The sequence below is a fragment of the Longibacter salinarum genome, assembly GCF_002554795.1.
Classification (GTDB): domain Bacteria; phylum Bacteroidota; class Rhodothermia; order Rhodothermales; family Salinibacteraceae; genus Longibacter; species Longibacter salinarum.
The window spans coordinates 469,977-491,226 of the sequence record NZ_PDEQ01000002.1 but is presented as its reverse complement, the minus strand read 5'-3'; the positions used below and the strand labels follow the sequence as shown (position 1 = coordinate 491,226).

Annotated in this window: 17 protein-coding genes and 1 tRNA gene; 8 read left to right on the top strand and 10 right to left on the bottom strand. The window is 61.3% G+C overall.

The annotated features are described in order from the left end of the window. Positions 1-61: 61 nt before the first annotated feature. From CRI94_RS05455 to CRI94_RS05445, 3 genes are all read right to left on the bottom strand, one after another. Complete coding sequence (locus CRI94_RS05455) at positions 62-1,087, bottom strand: 2-oxoacid:ferredoxin oxidoreductase subunit beta (protein ID WP_425437374.1); 1,026 nt, start codon at positions 1,085-1,087, stop codon at positions 62-64. A gap of 347 nt (positions 1,088-1,434) precedes the next feature. Further along, entirely contained in the window at positions 1,435-3,327 is a 1,893-nt protein-coding gene (locus CRI94_RS05450) for a 2-oxoacid:acceptor oxidoreductase subunit alpha (RefSeq protein ID WP_098074848.1), read from the bottom strand. A gap of 363 nt (positions 3,328-3,690) precedes the next feature. After that, complete coding sequence (locus CRI94_RS05445; protein ID WP_281253303.1) at positions 3,691-4,407, bottom strand: phosphoadenylyl-sulfate reductase; 717 nt, start codon at positions 4,405-4,407, stop codon at positions 3,691-3,693. Positions 4,408-4,946: 539 nt separating this feature from the next. Between CRI94_RS05445 and apaG the strand changes: the two genes are divergently transcribed. Next, on the top strand, positions 4,947-5,330 hold the full coding sequence (apaG, locus tag CRI94_RS05440) for a Co2+/Mg2+ efflux protein ApaG (RefSeq protein ID WP_098074646.1): 384 nt from the start codon (positions 4,947-4,949) through the stop codon (positions 5,328-5,330). Positions 5,331-5,405: 75 nt separating this feature from the next. Here the strand turns inward: apaG and CRI94_RS05435 are convergent, their stop codons facing one another. Beyond that, entirely contained in the window at positions 5,406-5,684 is a 279-nt protein-coding gene (locus CRI94_RS05435) for a hypothetical protein (protein WP_098074645.1), read from the bottom strand. 298 nt (positions 5,685-5,982) lie between these two features. Here CRI94_RS05435 and thyA point away from each other — a divergent pair, with 298 nt between their 5' ends. From thyA to CRI94_RS18000, 6 genes are all read left to right on the top strand, one after another. Beyond that, the gene (thyA, locus tag CRI94_RS05430) at positions 5,983-6,867 is read left to right on the top strand and encodes a thymidylate synthase (RefSeq protein ID WP_098074644.1); all 885 of its coding nucleotides are present in this window, start codon (positions 5,983-5,985) and stop codon (positions 6,865-6,867) included. Between the two features lie 101 nt (positions 6,868-6,968). Continuing rightward, a complete protein-coding gene (locus tag CRI94_RS05425) occupies positions 6,969-7,235 on the top strand; it encodes a DUF6429 family protein (RefSeq protein WP_098074643.1) in 267 nt (88 codons plus the stop codon). Positions 7,236-7,264: 29 nt separating this feature from the next. Continuing rightward, on the top strand, positions 7,265-8,725 hold the full coding sequence (locus CRI94_RS05420; protein ID WP_098074642.1) for an amidase: 1,461 nt from the start codon (positions 7,265-7,267) through the stop codon (positions 8,723-8,725). A gap of 328 nt (positions 8,726-9,053) precedes the next feature. Beyond that, a complete protein-coding gene (locus CRI94_RS05415; RefSeq protein ID WP_098074641.1) occupies positions 9,054-9,455 on the top strand; it encodes a hypothetical protein in 402 nt (133 codons plus the stop codon). Between the two features lie 35 nt (positions 9,456-9,490). Beyond that, entirely contained in the window at positions 9,491-9,985 is a 495-nt protein-coding gene (locus CRI94_RS05410; RefSeq protein WP_098074640.1) for a dihydrofolate reductase, read from the top strand. A gap of 172 nt (positions 9,986-10,157) precedes the next feature. Next, a complete protein-coding gene (locus CRI94_RS18000; protein WP_281253293.1) occupies positions 10,158-10,286 on the top strand; it encodes a hypothetical protein in 129 nt (42 codons plus the stop codon). Positions 10,287-10,610: 324 nt separating this feature from the next. Here the strand turns inward: CRI94_RS18000 and CRI94_RS05405 are convergent, their stop codons facing one another. The 6 genes from CRI94_RS05405 to CRI94_RS05380 form a co-directional block, all read right to left on the bottom strand. Then, positions 10,611-13,520: a serine/threonine-protein kinase gene (locus CRI94_RS05405; RefSeq protein WP_098074639.1), complete on the bottom strand. Its 2,910-nt coding sequence runs from the start codon at positions 13,518-13,520 to the stop codon at positions 10,611-10,613. Positions 13,521-13,766: 246 nt separating this feature from the next. Further along, positions 13,767-14,435: an ECF-type sigma factor gene (locus CRI94_RS05400; RefSeq protein ID WP_098074638.1), complete on the bottom strand. Its 669-nt coding sequence runs from the start codon at positions 14,433-14,435 to the stop codon at positions 13,767-13,769. Positions 14,436-14,708: 273 nt separating this feature from the next. Continuing rightward, a complete protein-coding gene (locus CRI94_RS05395) occupies positions 14,709-16,475 on the bottom strand; it encodes a hypothetical protein (RefSeq protein ID WP_143815310.1) in 1,767 nt (588 codons plus the stop codon). Positions 16,476-16,648: 173 nt separating this feature from the next. Continuing rightward, positions 16,649-16,725 (bottom strand) — tRNA-Pro (locus tag CRI94_RS05390). Between the two features lie 170 nt (positions 16,726-16,895). Then, positions 16,896-18,788 (bottom strand): AMP-dependent synthetase/ligase, encoded by a 1,893-nt coding sequence (locus tag CRI94_RS05385; protein ID WP_098074636.1) that lies wholly within the window; start codon positions 18,786-18,788, stop codon positions 16,896-16,898. A gap of 359 nt (positions 18,789-19,147) precedes the next feature. Next, the gene (locus CRI94_RS05380; protein ID WP_098074635.1) at positions 19,148-20,272 is read right to left on the bottom strand and encodes a quinone-dependent dihydroorotate dehydrogenase; all 1,125 of its coding nucleotides are present in this window, start codon (positions 20,270-20,272) and stop codon (positions 19,148-19,150) included. Positions 20,273-20,374: 102 nt separating this feature from the next. On the opposite strand from CRI94_RS05380, the gene CRI94_RS05375 reads away from it, so the two are divergent. After that, positions 20,375-21,226, top strand: a complete 852-nt coding sequence (locus tag CRI94_RS05375; protein ID WP_098074634.1) for a PhzF family phenazine biosynthesis protein — start codon at positions 20,375-20,377, stop codon at positions 21,224-21,226. The last annotated feature ends 24 nt before the right edge of the window (positions 21,227-21,250 follow it).

Sequence of the window (21,250 nt, the reverse complement as noted above, 5' to 3'; positions counted from 1 at the left end):
CCAAAGTGGAGACGCCGCCACATACATTCATTTCCAATACGTCAGAAGCCACCGGGAGACGTTACTCGATCTCCCAGGTGTTGCCCCGACGGAGGAGTTCGTCGAGGTCGCCGGCTCCTCGCTTCTCGACAACGGCTTCGATCTGCTGGTGGAGCAGATCTTCGTACGTCGGGCGCTCCACACGGTACAGCACACCGAACGGGCGCGGCAGATCGTTCCGCCAGAACATACGACCGATGATCGTCGCCATCTCCTGGCTGGTCTCGTCGTACACGAGGCAATCGTCGGCGGACCACTGGCCGTTCGTGAGGTCGACCGGCTCGGGGCGCAGGCCGTCTAGACGAATGCCCTTCGCGCCATTCGCGTAGGTCAGCGGCTTGCCATCTTCGACAAAGAGAGCACGGTCGGACTTCGTCTCCCGCTCGGTGAATTCGAAGAAGGCACCGTCGTTGAAGATGTTGCAGTTCTGGTAGATCTCCAGGAAGCCGGTTCCATGGTGATCGTGCGCGGCCCGCATCATCTTCTTCATGTGCTTCGGATCGCGGTCCATCGTTCGGCCGACGAACGTAGCGTCCGCTCCGAGCGCGACGGCCACCGGGTTGAACGGCTGGTCGATGCTTCCGTACGGCGTGCTTTTCGTCACCTTCCCCATCTCCGACGTCGGACTGTACTGTCCCTTCGTCAGACCGTAGATCTTGTTGTTGAAGAGCAAGATCTGCGTGTTGAGGTTGCGGCGAAGCACGTGGATCAGGTGATTGCCCCCGATCGAGAGGGCATCGCCGTCCCCGGTCACGATCCACACGTCCAGCTCCGGGTTCGTCGACTTGAGCCCCGTCGCGAAGGCCGGCGCGCGGCCGTGGATGGAGTGCATCCCGTATGTGTCCATGTAGTACGGAAAACGCCCCGAGCAGCCGATCCCGCTGATGAACACGACATTCTCCTTCTTGACGTCGAGCTCCGGAAGGAGCCGCTGCACGGTTGAGAGGATGGCGTAGTCACCACAACCGGGGCACCACCGCACGTCCTGATCACTGGAAAAGTCTTTCCGCGTCAGACCGCCGCCGTCCCCGCTCATGCCGGGCGGCATCTTCGGTTTCTTCGACCCGGGAGGGCCAGCCGGCTTCTTACCGGGCTTTTTCGCTCCGGGCGGTCCCGCGGGCTTCTTCGCACCCGGCGGTCCAGCTGGTTTCTTCGCACCGGGAGGCCCCGCGGGCTTCTTCGAGCCGGGTTTCTTCGAGCCAGGCGGCCCGGACGGCTTTTTCGTCCCGGGACGATTCGACTTCGAAGCAGACCCATTCCGGGCGTTGTCGGAAGCGTTGGATGTCGACGGATCGTCGGCCATGTCGTTCGTTGCGTCGTCAGGTAAAGCAGGTCCGGCGGTCGGTGAGCACCGGACACAGAAAGGGGAAAATACTGCGTGGAGAGCTCGTGCCGTCAGGCGGGCGTGGCGTGACCGAGGAGACGACGAACTTCCTCCAGGATCTCTTCCGCGCGGAAGGGGCGGCCCTGCACCTTGTTCAGCGGGCGCACATCTTTGAGGTATTCGTCGCGCAGGAGACGCGAGAGCTGCCCGTTGTTGAGTTCGGGCACCAGAACCTGGTCGTAGCGATCGAGCAGGTCGCCCAGATCGCCCGGCAGCGGCCAGACGTGGCGAAGCTGTGCCCGTGCGACGGGGAGCCCATCCTCAACGGCCCGTTCGACGGCCTCCTCGATAGCGCCTTTCGTCGACCCCCAGCCGAGAACAAGCAGGTCGGCATCGGGGTCGCCGTGAACCTGCGTCGGAGGAATATCCTGGCGCACGCGCTTCACTTTCTCCGCGCGCAGCTGCGTCATCTTCTGGTGGTTCGCTGCATCGTATGAGACGTCGCCGGTCTTGTCCTGCTTCTCGAGCCCGCCGAGCCGATGTTCGAGATCGGGCGTACCGGGCTTGGCCCAGACGCGGGCGAGGGTCTCCTCATCCCGGACGTACGGCAGGAACTGCGGATTCCCGTCGTCATCTTCGTGGAAAGTCTTGGCCCGTTTCTTCGTCTCGAAGGAGACGTCGAACGGCTTGAGTTTGTCGGTATCCGGGATGCGCCAGGCCTCGGAGCCGTTGCCGAGGTAGCCGTCGGCCAGCAGAATCACCGGCGTCATGTACTTCGTGGCAATACGGCAGGCTTCGTAGGCCGCGTAGAAGCAGTCGCCCGGCGAAGTGGCCGCAATGACCGGGAGCGGGGCGTCACCGTTTCGTCCGTAGATCGCCTGCAGGAGATCGCTCTGCTCCGGCTTCGTCGGCAGGCCCGTGGAGGGTCCGCCGCGCTGCATGTCGATCACCACGAGCGGCAATTCCGTCATGACGGCCAGGCCGATCGTTTCGGTCTTGAGCGCGAGGCCCGGACCGGATGTCGCGCAGACGCCGATGCCACCGGAGAAGCTCGACCCGACGGCCGCGCCCACGGCGGAGATTTCGTCCTCGGCCTGAAACGTCATCACGCCGAAGTTCTTGTGCTTGCTGACCTCGTGCAGGATGTCCGACGCCGGCGTGATCGGGTAGGAGCCGTAGAAGAGCGGGAGCCCACTCTTGTCCGCCGCTGCCACAAGGCCGAGTGCGAGAGCCTCCGCGCCACGAATGGCCCGGTATGTCCCGGACCGCATCGCGGCTGCATTCACCTCATAGCGAACCGCAAAGGCCTCGACCGTTTCGCCGTAATGCGCGCCCTTGTGAAGGACGTGCAGGTTGGCGTCGCGAATCTCCGGCTTATCCTCGAACTTCTTTTTGATCCAGTTCTCCGCCGGCTCAATTGGGCGCGAGTACATCCAGAGCGCCAGTCCAAGCGCGAACATGTTCTTCGACCGGTCCTTCTGCTTCTTCGACAGGTCGAACGAGTCGAGCGCCTCGTGGGTGAGCTTCGTCAGCTGCACCTCAAGCACCTGATAACCATCCAGCGTCCCGTCTTCAAGCGGATTCGAGTCCAAACCGGCGAGTTCGAGGTCGCGGTCGGTCATCTTGTCGACGTTGAGGACGACGGTGCCACCCGGACGGACCCGGTGCAGGTGCACCTTCAGCGCCGCCGCGTTCATCGCGACGAGCAGGTCGACCTCGTCTCCCGGCGTGTGGATGTCCACCTCACCGAAGTGAAGCTGGAATCCACTGACGCCGTACGTCGTCCCGGCGGGGGCACGAATCTCTGCGGGATAGTCGGGAAGCGTAGCCAGATCGTTGTGCGCGTACGCCGAGGCCAGGGTAAACTGCGAACCCGTCAGCTGCATGCCGTCGCCCGAGTCACCGGCAAACAGGATCGTCGCCTCGGGTATCTGCTGCACGTTGGTCGAGGGGGAGGCGCTCATTCGAGACACTCGTACTTTAGAATAGATCTAAACAGGGGGATAAAACGACGGACCCGGTGCGATGATTCCAGACGCGCGCTCGAACGCACGGGAGGTTCACCAAACACGGAACCCGGTCCATAGAACCCAAAGCTGTATTCCATTTTTACGTCGCAGAACAGAATGCAGAATGCCCTGCGCGGGTCCGACAAAGATCTCAATCCGTGCGGAGTTGCCAAAAACGAAACAGTGAGCCGGGATCGGGGGAAGGTCCAGACAATCTACCAATTCGCGCACCCGGTCTGCACCGGGCGGCTCCCCATCTGCCTGCCCGGCGATTCCCTACATTATTCGGGATCGATGGCGCCGAAGGATATCCCTGCATCAGGTGTGGATGCCGCACTCGGACTTGTCGGTGCCGTCCCAACGACCATCCCGCGAATAGCCGGATCCGTCGACGGCTTTCGTACACGGGATGCAGCCGATGCTCGGGAAGCCACGGTCGTGCAGCTCGTTGTACGGCAGGCTATTTTCGATGATGTAGCGCCATACGTCCTTTCGCGACCACGTGGCCAGCGGGTTGACTTTCACGACCTCGCACTTCGGCGCCCAGTCGACGATTCGTGCTTTCTTCCGTGAAGACGACTGATCACGCCGGATGCCCGTCACCCAGGCTGTGCGCTTCGCCAGGAAATTCTGCAGAGGCTCGACCTTTCGCAGGAAGCAGCAGCGGTCCGGGTCGCGGTTCCAGAGCTCCGGCCCCTCCGCTTCCGCCTGTTCGTCCGGCGTCGCTCCGCCGTGAACGCGGGTAATGCTGATCCCAAGGGTGTCCGCCAGCTCGTCCTTCAGGTCGTAGGTCTCGGGAAAAAGAAGGTCGGTGTCGAGATAAAAGAACGTGGTCGACGGGTCGATCTCGGACAGCATGTGCATGATCACGACGCCCGAGGGCCCGAAGCCCGTTCCCTGAGCGAGACCGCTGCCGAAGGTCTGAACCGCCCACTGCAGGATCACCTGCGGGTCGCGCGGCTCGAACTGTGCGTTCAGCGCGGCGAGACGGCTGCGCGTCCACGACTGTGGGTCCGTTGCGGCGGGCGGGGTGATGGCGGACAGATCCACGACCGGATCATCCACGTCGCCGAAAGCAGCATCCGATGCATCCGGGCGCCCTTTCGGTGGACAATCATCTGCCGAAGAGGACGTGGGACTCGAGGACGTGCTGGAAGCGGACGCAGCGGAGTCGTCAGACACAGAAGAGGAAACCATTCACACGAAGGGATGAAGGGTGGGGGTAGCAATTTCAACCGCGGGCAATGCCCGTACGGAAAGAATGCTACGATTCAATGCCGCGCGACATCCAGGGGAAACAACAGGGGATGGAGTGCGGGTTCTCGTATTACACGTCCCTAAAAGACGGACTTTGTTCGACTTCTTCAAGCCGCCGACAGGGTGGAAGCCCTTTCTTGAAATCGACGGCAGAAATCGAACAATTGGTAACAGTGCCGTTACAGAGTACTGTTCGGCAGGATTTCTGCCGGACGTAATCTGCCCTACGCCCCCGACTCCGATCGCATCGTCAGCATCGTGTGCTCTGGACCCCGCTCGGGGCGAAGCAACCTCGATTCTGCGCCGCACGCATCACTATGTTAAGCTACGCCACCAAGACTCGCGACATCCAGATCACTGTCCGCCCGGTCTATCTCGACGGGAAAACGAACATCCTGGAAGGCTCGTTCTCGTTCGCCTATGCTGTGTTTATCGAAAACCAGGGCGATGACGAAATCCAACTCATTCGACGCCGCTGGACGATCCGGGAGTCCGATGGTACGCTTCACGACACGGAAGGCGACACCGAGCTTCGCGCCCAGCCCGTTCTCGCCCCCGGCGAAGAGCACGTTTACGACGGATCGTGCACGCTCAGCTCGTTCGTAGGCTCGGTCGAGGGCAACTACCTCGTCCAGCGCTCCGATGGCGAACGCTACCGCGTCGACATCCCGAGCTTTCCGCTCCAGGCCGCGGCAAACTAGCGCGGACAAACATCTGAGAAAACGCCGATGGCATGGCCGGGGCCCGGTCATGCCTGACGTGCATCTGGGCCACGGTTAGCTCGCGACGACGTCGAGACGGATGTCGTGATCGTCCGTCGTCAGCGTGATCGTCTGATTCTCGTTGGCGAGTCCATACTCGTTAATCGCGTCCGGGAGCTTGTCGTCCGGCGTGTCCATTTTAAACAGGACATCAGCGACAACCTGCCAGTCCTGCGCGGTCAGGTGAACCTGCGCGTCTCGGCCTTCGGCAACCATCGGGGCGTACTGTAGCACCTTGTTCAGATGGTTGACGGCCATCTTTACGTGCTTGTTTGCTGGAATTTCGGGATCCATATCTCGTCGTCCGTTCTCCGTGCTGGGCGGTCGAATCTGGTTCTTCGCGCCAACGATAGCGCGTTTTCAAACGTTCCTGCCGATGGCCGCTCGAACGACGTTTTCCCGCGCCGTTCGTACACGGCCCATGCCTGCGCTTCCTCGCGCACCAACCGCAGAGATCGGCGAATCGCTTTTTCGCCGCTTCCAGCCGTTCTTTTCGAGAAGGTCGCGGGTGATCGTTCGAATCGGCTTGAACATACGCCCGACGTTTCTAACATTTCCGGTTGACCACTGACATTTTCGTTCGGGCCAACACATGGAGCAATACATCGATTACCTTCGCGACATCCTGGAGAACGGCACCGAGCACGCCGACCGCACGGAAACGGGCACGCTGCGCGTGTTCGGACGGCAACTTCGGTTTGATCTCAACGCCGGCTTTCCGCTCATCACGACGAAGCGGGTGTGGATGCACGGCGTGGCGACGGAGCTCTGCTGGTTCCTGTCCGGCGGCACGAACATCCGGCCGCTGCTCGAGCAAGGCGTCTCCATCTGGACAGACTGGCCGCTCAAGCGATATCGCGATGTCACGGGGGACGACATCTCGCAGGACGACTTCGAACAGCGGATCATTGAGGACGAGGTCTTCGCCAGCAAGTGGGGCGAGCTCGGGCCGGTGTACGGAAAGCAGTGGCGCCACTTCGAGGGACCAGACGGATACGTCGACCAGATCGCTACGCTCGTGGAGCGGCTCCGGGAGAGCCCGGGATCGCGCCGCCACCTCGTCTCGGCATGGCATCCGGCCCAAACGAATCGGATGGCGCTCCCGCCCTGCCACTACGCCTTTCAGTGCTTCGTCGAGGGCGAGCCGGGCGACGGCCGCCTTTCGCTGATGTGGCAGCAACGGTCCGTCGACTCCTTCCTCGGGCTCCCGTTCAACATCGCGAGCTATGCGCTGCTCACGCACATGCTGGCCCAGCAGGCCGATCTGACGCCGCACCAGCTCATTTTCAACGGCGGCGATTGCCATATCTACACGAACCACCTGGATGTCGTCCACGAACAGCTCGAACGGACGCCGCACCCGCTCCCGACCTTGAACCTGACGCCGCGCGACTCGATCTTCGACTACACGATCGACGACATCACCATCGCGAATTACGAACACCATCCTGCACTCCGCGCGCCAATCGCTGTGTAGCGATCCCGCGCTGCCGCATCCGTCGGACCTGTCTCCGACACCCATCATGTTTAGAAATCGACTTCCTGTTCCCCGACCCGGGCCCCTCGCCCCATTTCGTTATGGAGTATGACGGCGATAAAGTGGATGATGTGATGCTCGCCCTTCTCTGGCTCACCGCGTTCGACGAAGAGATCGGCGACGACGTAATCCAGACGCGCGCGTGGAAGAAAATGGCCCATCGCCACATGGACCGGCTTCACGAGAAAGGATGGATTGAAGATCCACGCGGTAAGAACAAATCCGTCGTCTTCACCGCGGAGGGGCGGAAACGTTCGCATGACCTCTTCGAACAACTCTTCGGGGATCGTTCGCCTGGCTCCCGCTGATCCCGCTGTCTCTCTGCCCCGACTCGCTTATGCCGAACGTGGACCTTCTCTCCTCTTCCCCGACATCCCGCCCGCCGACGGCCACCGACCTCGCCCACAGCATCCGAAACGGGGAGATGTCGGCAACCAAAGCGCTCGAGGACACGCTGAAGCGGATCCAACTGCGAAACTCGCAGCTGAACGCGGTCGTCACGCTCAACGAAACCGGAGCACGCCGCCGGGCGGAGGAGGCCGACGAGGCCCTTCGACGCGGAACGGTTTGGGGCCCGCTGCACGGTGTGCCGATCACGGTCAAGGATCAGTTCAGCACCGAGGGCCTGCGCACGACCTACGGCCTGCCGTCCCACCAGAACTGGGTGCCCGAGCACGACGCCGTCATGGTGGCCCGGCTGAAGCGGGCCGGAGCGATTATCGTCGGGAAGACGAACCTGCCGTTCGCCGCGTACGACTGGCAGTGCTGGCATCCGTTCTTCGGGCGCACGCACAATCCCTGGGCGCAGGGCTATACGCCCGGCGGCAGCAGCGGAGGGTCTGCCGCGAGCCTGGCGGCGGGCTTCGTCCCGCTCGAACTCGGCGCGGACGTCGGCGGCTCCATTCGACTCCCGGCCCACTTCTGCGGCGTCTGCGGCCTTCGCCCATCCGACGGACTGCTTCCCACCGATGGGATGATGCCGAGCGACCGGCCGATGACGGTGAAAAACATCGTCGTCCCCGGACCGATGGCGAGGAGTGTCGAAGATCTCCAGCTTGGCCTCCACGTCCTCCGCACGCCGATAGACACTCCGCTCGAACCGCCCCACCGGCCGTCTTCCCCCGACCCCGCCAGCCTCAACATTGCCGTCACGGACATGCTCGGCGGTGTACCGGCCGACGCCGATACGCAGCGCGTGCTCCGAAACGTGGAGCACCGTCTTACTGAGGCAGGTGCGAACGTGCGGTCGGTCGCCTGCCCGATCGACATGGACGAAGCTCTGATCGTCTGGGGCCGAATCCAAGGGTACGAGTTGTCGCGCGGCCTGCCCTGGGTCTTTCGGGATACGCCCGGACGCCATATCATCTGGAACGGGGTCATTCGCTTCCTCTTCGGCTTCCTCGCGTCGTACCTCGTCGCGGGCGCGAAGCTCAGCAAGCGGGAGTACCAGGAAGCGTTGCAACACCGAGACGACCTTCGCGCTGAACTCGATTCGTTCCTCGAAACCGTCGATGCCTGGATCACGCCGACGGCGTCCATTCCCTCGTTTCCGCACTGCCGCACGGGCCGCTCCCTGGAGATCGACGGCGAATCGGTCCCGTACGCACTCCCCTTCGCCTATCATCTCCCCGCTCTCGCGGTCACCGGCCACCCGATCGTCACGCTACCCGCCGGCTTTACGCAGAAAGGGAACGAGCCGCAGCGTCCCATCGGGGTCCAGGTCCACGGCCGCTACCGCCACGACGACGCTGTTCTCGCAACGGCGCACGCGCTGGAAACCGTGATCGGCACCGATTGAATGATTCCGGCTAGCTACCGGGCCGTTTGATTTCTAACCCGAATGTCTTCGTTTGTCATATACAAGCGAACCTCGTACGCCTCATGCGTCCCGAAAGCGAGGCCGCATCTCCGATCATGACTTACTCTCACACTCCCATACTCTCATACTCTCATACGCCCGCGCATTTCGAAGCCGCCGCACCGGGGGGTGCTGAAATGACACACTCTAATGAACGTGTCCGGTAGATAGTGATTCCGGCTCGATCCTCCGCGCGAATCCCGAACCTGCGGGCAAGATTCGAGGTAAGAATTGACCCCGTGCTTCCCGTACCTGAAGCCGTCGTGCTATGCCTGACCCGTACGAACCGCTGTCCGGTTCTCGTGAGACGTCTGCGAGCCGTACCGTCATTATCCGCGATCTTATTTTTTTCCAGATCAAGCTCTGGCTCGACGGCATCAAGGATATCGTGCTGTCGCCTCTCTCGATTATCGGGGCTGGTATCGACATCCTGTCGGGCCGCTCGGGACAGAAAAGTCTGTTCTATAAGGTGATGCGCCTCGGGGAACGGTTCGACCTGTGGCTGAACCTGTACGGACCGGCGCGGGAGGCGGCCACACATCCGGATGGCCTCCTTGCCCGGCGCGGCGTTCGCAGTCGCGACCTCATCGAGCAGATCGATCGCGCCTCCGACACGGATCGAAACGCCCTCGACGAACATACATCCTCTCCTCCGTCGCGCACGACCTGACGCTTCCTCTTCTCTTTTAACCGAACCCATTCCCTGTGCCCGAAATCGTCCTTATTGCCGCCGTCGCCGAAGAGAACCGTGTGATCGGTCGAGATCTCGATCTTCCCTGGCACCTCCCGGAAGATCTGAAGCGGTTCAAGCGGCTCACGACGGGGTACCCGCTCATCCTCGGTCGGAAAACCTTTCAGTCCATCGTCCATCAGTTCGGCGGACCGCTCCCGAACCGCCGGATGATCGTCCTTACGCGCAAGGGACTCGACGAGGACTACGAAGAGGTGGAAACGTATTCGTCGCTCGACCGGGCGCTCGAATCTGTGGATGGCGAAAACACCGTGTTCATCGGCGGCGGAGAGGCCATCTACCGCCAGTTCCTCCCGCACGCGGACCGGCTCGAGTTGACGCTCGTAGAGGGCGAATATGACGGCGACACGTACTTCCCGGAGTACGAGCACCTCATCGGCGACGTCTTCGAAGCGACCGAGGTGGACGAACGCGACGGCTACCGCTTCGTGACGTTCGAGCGAACGTAGCGAGTCGGAAATAAAAACGGAAGATGGAGAAATCGGCACGTCGATCCGGCGTGCCGTTTTTTTTAGTCTATGGTGTGTCGGGTTGGAGGCCGCGACCGCGTATGTGTAGGTGGACGGCGACTACAAGGGTCGCCCGAACTTCCGTTCTCTGAAACCAGGCCAACGGACCGCCATGCGCACGCTCCAAACGCTTCTGACTGCAGACCTCGCGGCGGGTCCCGAGCGGACGCGCTATACCGCCGCAGCCTATGGCTTGCTCACGTCCCTGTTCGTCTTCGTCCTGTTGATGATGGCAGCCTGACGTGCGAGGCCTGACCGGCCATCGCTTCTTCCGTGATGATGTGCGTGGGCATCACATGGGGGGAAACGAATTCATTTCCGAACGTACATCGATAATTTTGCAAATATCGTTTCGGAACATTAAGGTAGACAACGGCACGCGTTATCACTTCCTTCACAAAACGACCACATCACCATGCCGATCGACAAAGATACCGATACGAAAGAAGAACCTGAAGAGCCGGTACCGAGCACGGACGGCGACGACTAGGAATCGGTTTGAATGATTCTGCACGGAGCCCTCTGAATGATATATCAGAGGGCTCCGTGCATTTTGCGAAACTGCTTATGGGATCAATGATTGATCACACATTTGCAAAACCGATCGTATCTCAGCACCGGCGTCTTTGCCGTACATCTGTGTACCAATTTCCGAGTCATGGAAGATTCGATCATATTCGGTCATGATCTGGCACCGTTCTCGCTCACGACCCATGTTCTCAAGTAAATCAGAATAGAAGTTTAAGGCCACAAGATACGGTCGGGCGACCCGACGATACTCCAATTTTTGGACGGTACCGTCCGTGATCTCGTCCGGATACATCCCACGGACCGATCGAAGAACGATCTGATGTTGTGCTGCAGCCGCTTCGAACCGATCCGCCTTCTGTAGGGTCGCCGCAAGATTTAAGCGCACGTAGGTGGCCTTCAACGATCTACGTCCGTGTTCCGAGATACGCTCCTGAAGGACATTTTTCAGCATAGAGGCGGCCTTCTCGTTCTGCCCAATTGAGCTGTATACGTTGGCTAATCGGAGCCGTGCATCCAGAGTGTGTTCATGACTTTCCCCAAACTCGGAGACGCTAATCTTGAGCGCCTCCCGGAAATAGGGCACGGCATCTTCGTATCGGTCCAGATTGACGAGAGCATTCCCAACATGATTTAACGTGGGACGTAGCGACGGGTGGCTCTCTCCATAAATTTGTTCGCTAATTTTCAATGCCTGACTCGCGGTCTCGTACGCCTTCTGGTCATTCCCCTTACGGACATACATCGGGATCATATTGTTCAAGATCATCTCTACCTCCTGAGATACGTGCCCATACCGCTCTTCCCTGAACGCGAGCGTTTTCGAAAACAGTGAATCGGCGACCTCATATTTCCCCTCGTCGAGATAATACCCGGCGAGTATGCTGTATTCGCGCAGCAAAGTCTCATTCTGGTCCGAACCGCCGGCGTCTTTGAACTTTTGGATCAGTACATTAATCGTGTCAACCTGCGCACGCGCTCGTTCACGGTCCACCTTTTCTAATACAACGAGATAAGCAAGTCGGACTTCGATTTCGGAAATCAAAACGTCTTTTTTCGAAACCGAAGACTCGAACCAGTCCCCGAAGGCGCTTGCACGGGATGTCGGCGTCGACCTATTGCTGATAATCTCTACAGATCTCTTCCGAAGCTCCAGTGCCTCGTCTCGCTGGCCAAGTTCTTGACGAGAAACTGCGGCGGCTCCAAGTGCCCTGGCGTACTCCTTCGCGATTGCGAATCGGTCTTCCACCGCATACGCATACAGCGAATCGTACATCGCCACAGCTGAATCCCCGAACGCGATCGCCCGATCATATTCCCCGAGGTTGTGCTCGTACGATGCGAGACGTGTATACGTCCACGCCTTGAGCCTCGGGTACCCCTGGAACTGCTGTCGTGCTTGCTCGGCGCTTCGGTTCAGCATGTCGCGAACCGTCAGCGTATCCCGATATTCCGCGCTCGGCTCCGCGACGTCGAGGATTGAGGTGAACATGTCCTGCACCTCCGCGCGCCGCTCGGACTCTGCCCGCACATCCGCAAGCGCCGTCTCCAGGCGATCCGTCTGGATCATCAGCGAGACGACGAACCCGGCAATGAGCACGGCAATGGCCGCTCCGATGAAGACTGGCGTTCGATTGCGGCGTAAAAACTTCTTCGTGCGATACGTCCACGTCCCGCGCCGCGCCTCCACCGGACGCCCCTCGCGATAGTGCTTCAGGTCGTCCAGCATTTCGCCAACGGAGCCATACCGGCCGTCTGGGTCTTTCCGAAGCGCCTTCCTCGCGATCGCATCGAGATCCCCGCGTACACTCCCGATCAGGAGTTCGGCGTCCGTCCCGTGCGTGCGCTCGACCGTTTCGGAATTGCGCGTCAGCACGCGACTGGGGTTCTCCGGGTCGGTCTGTAGAATGGCGTCTTCGGCCGCCCGAATCCGGGAGCGACCGGACTTCCCCTCCGTCGCCTTGTAGAACGGACGCTCACCCGTGAGCATCTCGTACATGAGCGTGCCCAGTTGGTAGATGTCCGTCGCCGTCGTCACGGCCGCACCGGAGATCTGCTCGGGCGCCGCGTACTCCGGCGTCATCAGCCGCTCATCTTCGCGGGTAAGCGGCTCCTCGGTATCGTCAACTTCCAGCAGCTTCGCGATGCCGAAGTCGAGCAGCTTCACCGTCGGGCGCACGGCCCCTTCTTCGCCGTCACCACCGACCGGCTGCTCTTCGACGATCAGGTTCGACGGCTTCAGGTCGCGGTGAATGATCGCACGGCGATGCGCAAACTGGACTGCCCTGCAGGCCTGCTCGAACAGCTGGAGGCGTTCATCGATCGTCAGACCGTTGTCGTCGGCGTACGTCGTGATCGTCTTACCATCGACGTACTCCATCACCAGATACGGCCGCCCCCGATCCGTCACGCCGCCGTCGAGCAGGCGAGCGATGTTCTCGTGACGAAGGGTTGCCAGAATCTGCCGCTCGCGTTGGAACCGCGCCTCGATCTCGCCGCCGCGAAGCCCCTGGACCCGCACCAGCTTGAGCGCGACCTTCTGCTGGTAGGTCCCGTCGTCGCGCTCTGCGAGATAGACCTCGCCCATCCCGCCTCGTCCAATCAGCTTTTCGACGCGGTACGGACCGACCACCATGCCCCGCTCGAGGTCGCTCGGCCGCGGCGGCAATTTTCTCCCACCCGAACTGAGCGTTTCGAGCGCTCGCACGGCCGTATCGTCGAAGTGGTCATCCTCCTCCACCACCGGAGAAATGAGATCGAACGCTCCGCGATCCAGGACGTCCGCCTCCGACGACTCGTTTGCAAGCATACGCGCGACCGCCTCTCGAACCTTCTCGGGGACGTCAGACGACGCCACGGCGTCGCGTTGCTCCGATGGCTCCATGTCGAGGACGTCGTCGAGCAGCGCCATCGCCTCGCGCCATTCATTCTGCGTGAGGTCTTGCATGCGAGTGGGGGAAAGAAAAGTTCAGAACGACGAAGCAAACAGAGGCAATCTTGGGCCTTGCTCTCAACCTGAAGTACGCAAAAACCGCCGTCAACAGGACATAAAATGACTGGCCGGTGAAGACCACCATATTCCTCACCGGTCAAAACACGTGAGCGCGCACTGGAATCTGAAGCAAGATCATCATGGACGCGCCGATCTCGCTGTCTCTGTGCGAGCGAACCGCGAACGGGTCTCCGGGTCGGCTTACGAGGACGCTCCCTCGGCGTCCAGAAATTCGCGCAGGATGAGCTTCGATTTCCGCCAACGGCGCTGAACGGTCCGAACGTCCACCCCTTCAAGCTCGGCAACCTCCCGCTGCAGCATGCCGCCGAAGAAAATGAGCTCGACGACACGGGCCAGATCCTCGTCCATGGCCTCCAGGCGCTGCAGCGCAGATTCGACCGTGAGCAGCGTTTCGAGCGGCTGATCCTCCGCCTCCGGCGACAGCACGTCCTCGAGCGCCAGATCCGGCTCTTCTCCGCCGCGCTTCTGCCGCGTCTTGTAGCGCGCGTAGTCGATAATCGCCGACCGCATCGCCCGGGCCGCCGTGCCGAAGAAATGAAGCCGGTTCGCGTACTCACCAATCTGGCCTTCGTCCCCGTCTACGAGCCGGAGGTAGGCGCGGTTGACAACCGACGTGACCGAGAGCGTGCCGCCAGAGTGGCGACGCCGCAGCTCCCGGCGGGCGATCCGACGCAGCTCGTCGTACGTCAGCCGAAATAGTTCTTCGCGGGCGGTGTCGCTACCGTCCCTCGCGCGATGAAGCAGTTGCGTTACGTCGACTTCTGGAAGCGGCTCCTCTGCATCGAACGAATCGTCGTTGCTGTTCTCATCTTCAGAATCGGGCTTCTCGTCGAACTCAGAACCAGCCATGGCGCGCCGGAGCGAAGATTGTGGGGGGAAATAAGATCGTCCACGGACATGGATCGGATCAATATAATTTACGACGATGGAGAAACGCTATTGTCGCCGATCATCGTGCACGATCCTTCTTGTCAAATCCGTTTCGCGACCTTTTTTGCCACCGAGACGGATGCGGGTACTGGTCGCGCCCCGCCAACACCTGCTGGAGACGTTCCTCTCGACACGCGTGCTAAATCGTCTTTCGCGCCGGTCCGTCTTTGGCTTTCGATCTATCCGGATCACCTACGAGAAAGGCCTCGTCGACTCGACAGACACAGGCGTCCATCCGGACGATTCTCCGAATCGTGCGACGAGGACCACATCTTGTCCAGTTGCCTCGCTCCAGACGTGTACCGCATCCTGGATTGCGGCCTCGGATGGATCCTCGCCGTCGAGCACTATATCTGAGATCGAAAGAAGACACCATCCCGCCGGTCGACGGATGGCAACGTGAATTGGAATTTGTACCCATTCGCCATCCGTCCCGATAGCGCAGTTGGCAGGCGCGGGGTGAACGGATACAGCATCCGCCAGCCATTCTGAGAAACCGGCATTGAGCAAACGCCGAACGGCGGATTCCAGCCGGTCCACCGCGTCGTCCTGCGCCTCGTCCGGAAGAAGCGAGCAGAGGTGTGAGGTTTGCCCGATCCGTTCGAGCTCTCCGGGCACGTGATAGACGCTCACCGCATCGACCACCCAGCGGCGCAGCGCCTCCGTAACGATCGACTCCTCGTGTGTTTGATTCGTGCGCACCGTGGCGGCAGAGCCCGCATCAGGCGTTCCGGTCACTCCAATCACCTCGCCCGCATCTTTGCCGACGCCCTCGGGCAGGGACGTGTCGATGCCGAGGACGGTCGCGCGCCCCTCGTGCCGCCAGAGCACCTGGCTCATTTGCCAGCGTCGGGCGGCCTCCGCGTCGGTCTCCGGGGCGACGGGGGCTTCGCTCAACTCCGCGAGCCGCGCCCAGTCGTCCTTCGTCAGCAGGGACATCGACCCCTTCTCTCGAATCTCCTCAGCCGCCGCCACGGCAACAAAATGGTGTCGCCGAGAAAAGCCCGCGCGGTCGAATGACGTGAGGGACACCGCGTCCGGGTTCTCCTGATGGACGGCCGCGCGGATGCCACAGGCGTGGAGCTTCTCTTCGAGCTCATCGAGGAGATCTGCAGGCGCGGCAATTTCGATGGACGACGCGTCTAGCGCTTCCTCATCCATCTGCGTCTGAATCCATTCCACGGCGGCACGCAGCGAATCGACGCGTACGCCGCCCGTCTCCTCCGACCCTTCTACGGCACCGGTTTGGGGAGCCGGCGCATCCGCAGACGGAGGAGCGTCAGACGACATGTGAGACGCGAGCGCCGCAGATGGAGCGTGCGTGGACGAAATGGGGTCTCCAAGGCGAACGAACGATCGTGCCTCACGCCGAATTGCGTTGAGAAAGGTCGCTCCCGCCGCGCCCACCGTCGTGTCATCGAAGGAAACGATCGTCGTCTGGCCGAGCCAGGAAATGCGGCCGTTACGCACCTGCGCCGTGGCCCAGCCGAACACATCCGAGGGTCCGGCCATTGGCCCGTTCAAGAGCTCCCGGTCGTACGCCTCATAGCCGACGACGAGGGCCCGGTGCGCGGGCGACAGCGAGCGGCCGAGGGACAGAGCGTAGAGCGTCGCGGGCGAGATGTCGTTTTCGCGGAGCCGGCGTACGACCGGGACCATCGCCTCCACGACTGACTCCAAGCTTTCCCCCTGAAACAATTGATCGCGAACCCGTTCGCTGATGCCCTTCAGGGCGTCCATCAGGATGCCGAACGTATCGCCTCGTCCCACAAGTCTAGCGGTCCGTGCGGACGGGTGCGTTCTCCCCAGCACGCGCGCAAACTGCGTCGGCGTCGTGATCCACATACCGGTCTGCCCTGTGCCCTGCCGCAGAAGCGCTGTACGAATGGACCGCCCCACATCATCCGTCGGAGTCAGCACCACGAGCGGAGACGCGGGGGCGTCCCGGTGGCGTGACACGAGGTCACGGAGATATGATGGACAGGGCTCGTGCATGCTATGAACGTGACTGAAGACGCGGGCTGCGGCCGCAGGATCTGAGCAGGTACCGGAGTCGAGGAAATCAGGTGTACGTCGAAAATAAAAACGCGACCCCTGCCGTGTGGCAAAGGCCGCGTCTACGCTGGCTGTGTTGGTCGGGGCAGCCGGATTTGAACCGGCGACCTCTTCGTCCCGAACGAAGCGCGCTACCGAGCTGCGCCATGCCCCGTGATTTCGCTACCCTTATAGGCTGTTTGCCCTTCAGGGATCCCAACGATACCACTCGAAACGCGTCATCTTCAAGCGATCGAGCGGAGTTCAACCTTTATCCACACGGTGGCTTCGCCATCAACTGAGTCTTCAATAGACGAAGCTCCACCGTGCGGTGTACGGCGTGGCCTATCGTTCAAACTTCGCATACATCGCGTCAATCTCCTCGTCGTATCGAGCCACGATGACGCGTCGCTTCAGCTTCAGCGTCGGGGTCAGCGCGCCGTCTTCGACCGTGAAGGGCTCAGCGATCAGGTGGAAGTTACGGATTTTCTCGTGAGCCGCTGCGTCGCGATTGTATTTGCGAAACGCCTGGTCGAAGAGCTTTCGAACGCCATCCATTTCGATCAACTCGTCGTTCGTGTACTTCGACTCGTCGATGCCCTGATCGCGCGCGGCCATCCGAAGCGACTCGAAGTCCGGCACGACGAGCGCCGTGAGAAACGGTCGATCTTCTCCAACGATCATGATCTGGTCGACCCACGCGAGCGTTTTGAACTCATCCTCGAGCGGACCGGGGTAAATGTTCTTTCCGCCCCGTGAGACGATCATGTGCTTGATGCGATCCGTAATCTGCAGGTAGCCGTCGTCAAACTTCCCGACGTCGCCGGTGTGGTACCAGCCCTCCGGATCGAAGGCTGCCCGCGTTTCCTCCGGCAACTTCCAGTACTGCTTCATGACGTTCGGGCCCTTCGTCACGATCTCGCCCTCTCGGGTCGTCAGATCCGTGGGATAATCGTCGCCAGACACCTGGCCGATGATGCTCCCGTCTTCGATGTCCTGAATCGCGACCGTCACGCCGGGCAGGATGTGACCAACGGTGCCGTACCGCGGAGCATCGAGCGGGTTTACCGCCATCACCGGAGCGGTTTCGGTCAGACCGTAGCCCTCGATAATCGTAACCCCGGCGGCCTGGAAGAACTTGCCGATCTCCTTCGGCAGCGCGGCTCCACCGGAAACAGCAAATTTCAAGTTTCCGCCCAGCTTCTCGTGCAGTTTGGAAAACACAAACCGGTTGGCCATCGCGCGCTGGGCTTTGAGGAGCGGCCCTGCATTCCCATTATCTGCAGCTTCTGCGTATTTGCGGCCGGCGCTCACGGCCCAGTTGAACACCTTTTCTTTGATCGCGCTCCCGCTCGTCGCCTGCTTCGAAACCAGGTTGTACATCTTCTCGAACATCCGCGGCACAGAGATCATCACCGTGGGGTTTACCTCCTGCAGGTTCTGACTGACGGCCTCGATGCTCTCGGCATAGCTGATCGTCGCGCCCGCCGACATGACCGCCGTGTACCCGGCCGTCCGTTCGAACGCATGGCAAAGAGGAAGAAACGACAGGTGGTGGTCGTCCTCGTCGAACGGAACGACCTTGAGTGCCGCCTTCACGTTCGAGCAGAAGTTACGGTTCGTCAGCACCACGCCCTTCGGCTCGCCCGTCGTGCCGCTCGTGTAAATAAGCGCGCTCGTGTCATCGGGCTGCACAGACTCGGCGATGGGCTCCAGCTCCGCCGCGTTCTCGGTCCAGTACGTCCGACCGACCTCGAGCGCATCATCCCAGTGCGTCATGTTCGACGGCGGATCGTCCGGCAGGTCGCTCATGACGATCACCCCTTCGAGATCGGGACACTCGTCCATGATTTCCTCGACCTTCTTCCGCTGCACGGGGACGGAAACGACCACGAACTTGGCGCCGCTGTCCCGGAGGATGTAGGCCACCTTCGCCGGCGGCAACGACGTGTAGATCGACACGTTGACCCCGCCAATAAGCTGCGTCGCGAGGTCGGTCATGGCCCACTCCGGGCGATTTTCCGACAGCAGCGCGACGCGATCTCCTTTCCGAACACCTTCCCTGTGAAGAAAGCCGGCCAGCGACTCGACTCGGTCGCGCAGAGACTCCCACGAAATGTCAATCCATCCCTCTCCTCGTTCTTTGTATCTGAGGATGGTGCGTTCCTGGCCGTCGTAACGGTCACAGAGTCGCGTGAAGAGCTGCGGGATGGTATCGAAATCAACCTGTGCGGGCATAAATAATCGGCAAGAGCTGGGCCGGATGTCCGAGAAAATACGAGGGCAATGAAATGAGGCGGTGAAGCGAGAATCGGTGCCCGAAACGACAGCAAAGCATCGGTCCCGACCCGTTGAGGTCGTCCTCCAAAATGCTGATAGGCCAGCAAAACGGAGCGTTACACCACCATTGCGCAATATTTAGAAACCAATCGCCGTGTACTGTATACGCGCCAGGCTGTTTCCAAATGAGAACGCAACTAACTCTGACGCTGCGCCTCAATTTTGTGCCATCACCCGCCGCCCTAATGACGAAGCATCCAAAACCTGTTTAGCGGATGGATCGCGAAAAAGGAAGCGGGAAAGGAATCGAGGGAGAGTCAGACCTGAGCGGCTTCGCCAATCTGGGATCGCGTCCCGACCGCTTCACCGATATTCGTGTGGTCGTCTCGTTTCATGCGCTCCACGAGTCCCTGTTTGATTTGTTTGACGAGGCCCGGCCCTTCATAGACCAGCCCCGTGTACATCTGGATGAGGGACGCGCCGGCGCAGATCATATTGTATGCTGTCTCCGCATCCCGGATGCCGCCAACACCGATAATTGGAGTTTCACCGTCGGTGGCACGATAGAGGTATCGGACCATCTGAGTCGAACGGGCGTGCAGCGGGGCGCCGCTCATCCCACCCTGCCCGATCTGGTCCAGATCGGTCTCCTCTGCCGTCAGGCCGGAGCGGTCCGACGCCGTATTCGTCGCAATGAATCCGTCGACGCCGTGCTCGACGGCGATAGCGATCATCTCCTCCAGCTCACTGTCAAAGACGATTCGTGGACTATTGGGAGGGCTCACCTTGATTAGAACGGGAACGCGGCGCTCTGGAGCCTCGCGCTCCTTCATGATCACCGTCAGAAGTGCATCGAGCGCCTCGGGGTCCTCGAAGGTCTTGCCCTCGCGTGTGTTCGGGCACGACACATTCAAAGCAACATAGCTCGCCTGCGGTGCAAGCAGGCGAAAGCTCTCGCGGAAATCCTCTACCGCCGCCTCGCCCATGATGTCGGGGGAGTGCGTTTTGGCGATGTTCACACCCAGCGGACGTTTTCTCTGAGACCGCGTCTCACCGAGCCGTTTCGCCACGGCCGCTGCACCCTCGTTGTTTAGCCCCATGCGATTGATGAGGGCGCCGTCCTCCTGGACACGAAAGGCGCGAGGCTGCGGGTTGCCTTTGGATGCCTGTGCTGTGACCGAGCCGACTTCGACGAACCCGAAGCCAACCGCTTCCCAGAAGTCGACGAGAACAGCGTTCTTGTCCGCGCCCGCTGCGAGCCCGAGCGGGTTGGAGAACGTGGATCCCAGCAGACGCTGCTTCAGCCGCTCGTCCTCAAACTCAAACAGCGACGACACCATGCCCGGCGTGAGCGACTGCGCGTACTTCGCCATGCGGAGGCTGACGTCGTGTGCACGCTCCGCATCCATGCGGAAGAGGAAGGGACGGAAGAGCTTGTACATAACGGTGAAGTCGGGCCCGATCGATAGCGAAGAATCCCCGGCAACGGGGGACTCGTTGGACGATGGTCCTGCGCTCACGTTTCCATAATGCCTCCACCGCCGATGTCTTTGTTTCAGGTCGACGCCTTTACGACAACGCCGTTCACGGGAAATCCCGCCGCGGTCTACGTTGCGCCCGAATTTCCGTCCGTCGACTGGATGCAGAAGCTCGCAGCGGAAATGAACCTGTCGGAAACCGCCTTCGTCGTTCCCGTCGCTCCAACGGCCGAGCCTGCGGCGTACGCCCTCCGGTGGTTCACGCCCACGGCCGAGGTTGACCTCTGCGGGCACGCCACACTCGCGACCGCGCACGTCATCTGGTCGGAATCGGACGACGTGAACCATGGCGACGGCTCCGGCCCAGGCGCGATCACGTTTGACACGGCGAGCGGAACGCTGACGGCGACGCAGACGGACGACGGCTCCATCATGCTGGACTTCCCCGCAGACCCGCCCCGTCCAGCCTCCACTCCAGACGGACTGCTCGACGCGCTCGGCGTCACGAGCCCGATCTTCGTCGGTCGGAGCGAGCGAGATGTCGTGGTTCACGTTACGGCCCCCGCAATCGTCGACCGCTGCCAGCCCGACATGAAGGCGCTGGAAGCAATCGACGCCCGCGGCATCATCATCACAGCAGCTGCGCCGGACGCGATGGACGATGCGGACTTCGTGTCGCGATTCTTCGGCCCGGCCGTTGGCGTGCCAGAGGATCCGGTCACGGGCAGCGCCCACTGTGCCCTCGCCCCTTACTGGGCGGAGCAACTCGGCAAAGAAAGGCTCGTCGGCCGACAGGTGTCTGCCCGAGGGGGACGGGTTGGCGTCGACGTATCCGTTGATGAGCGCGTGACACTGACGGGAGAGGCCACTACCGTCTTTCGCGGAACGCTATCCGACCCTGCCCGGCTGGAGGTCTAACTCCAACACCTCCCATGCGCTCCG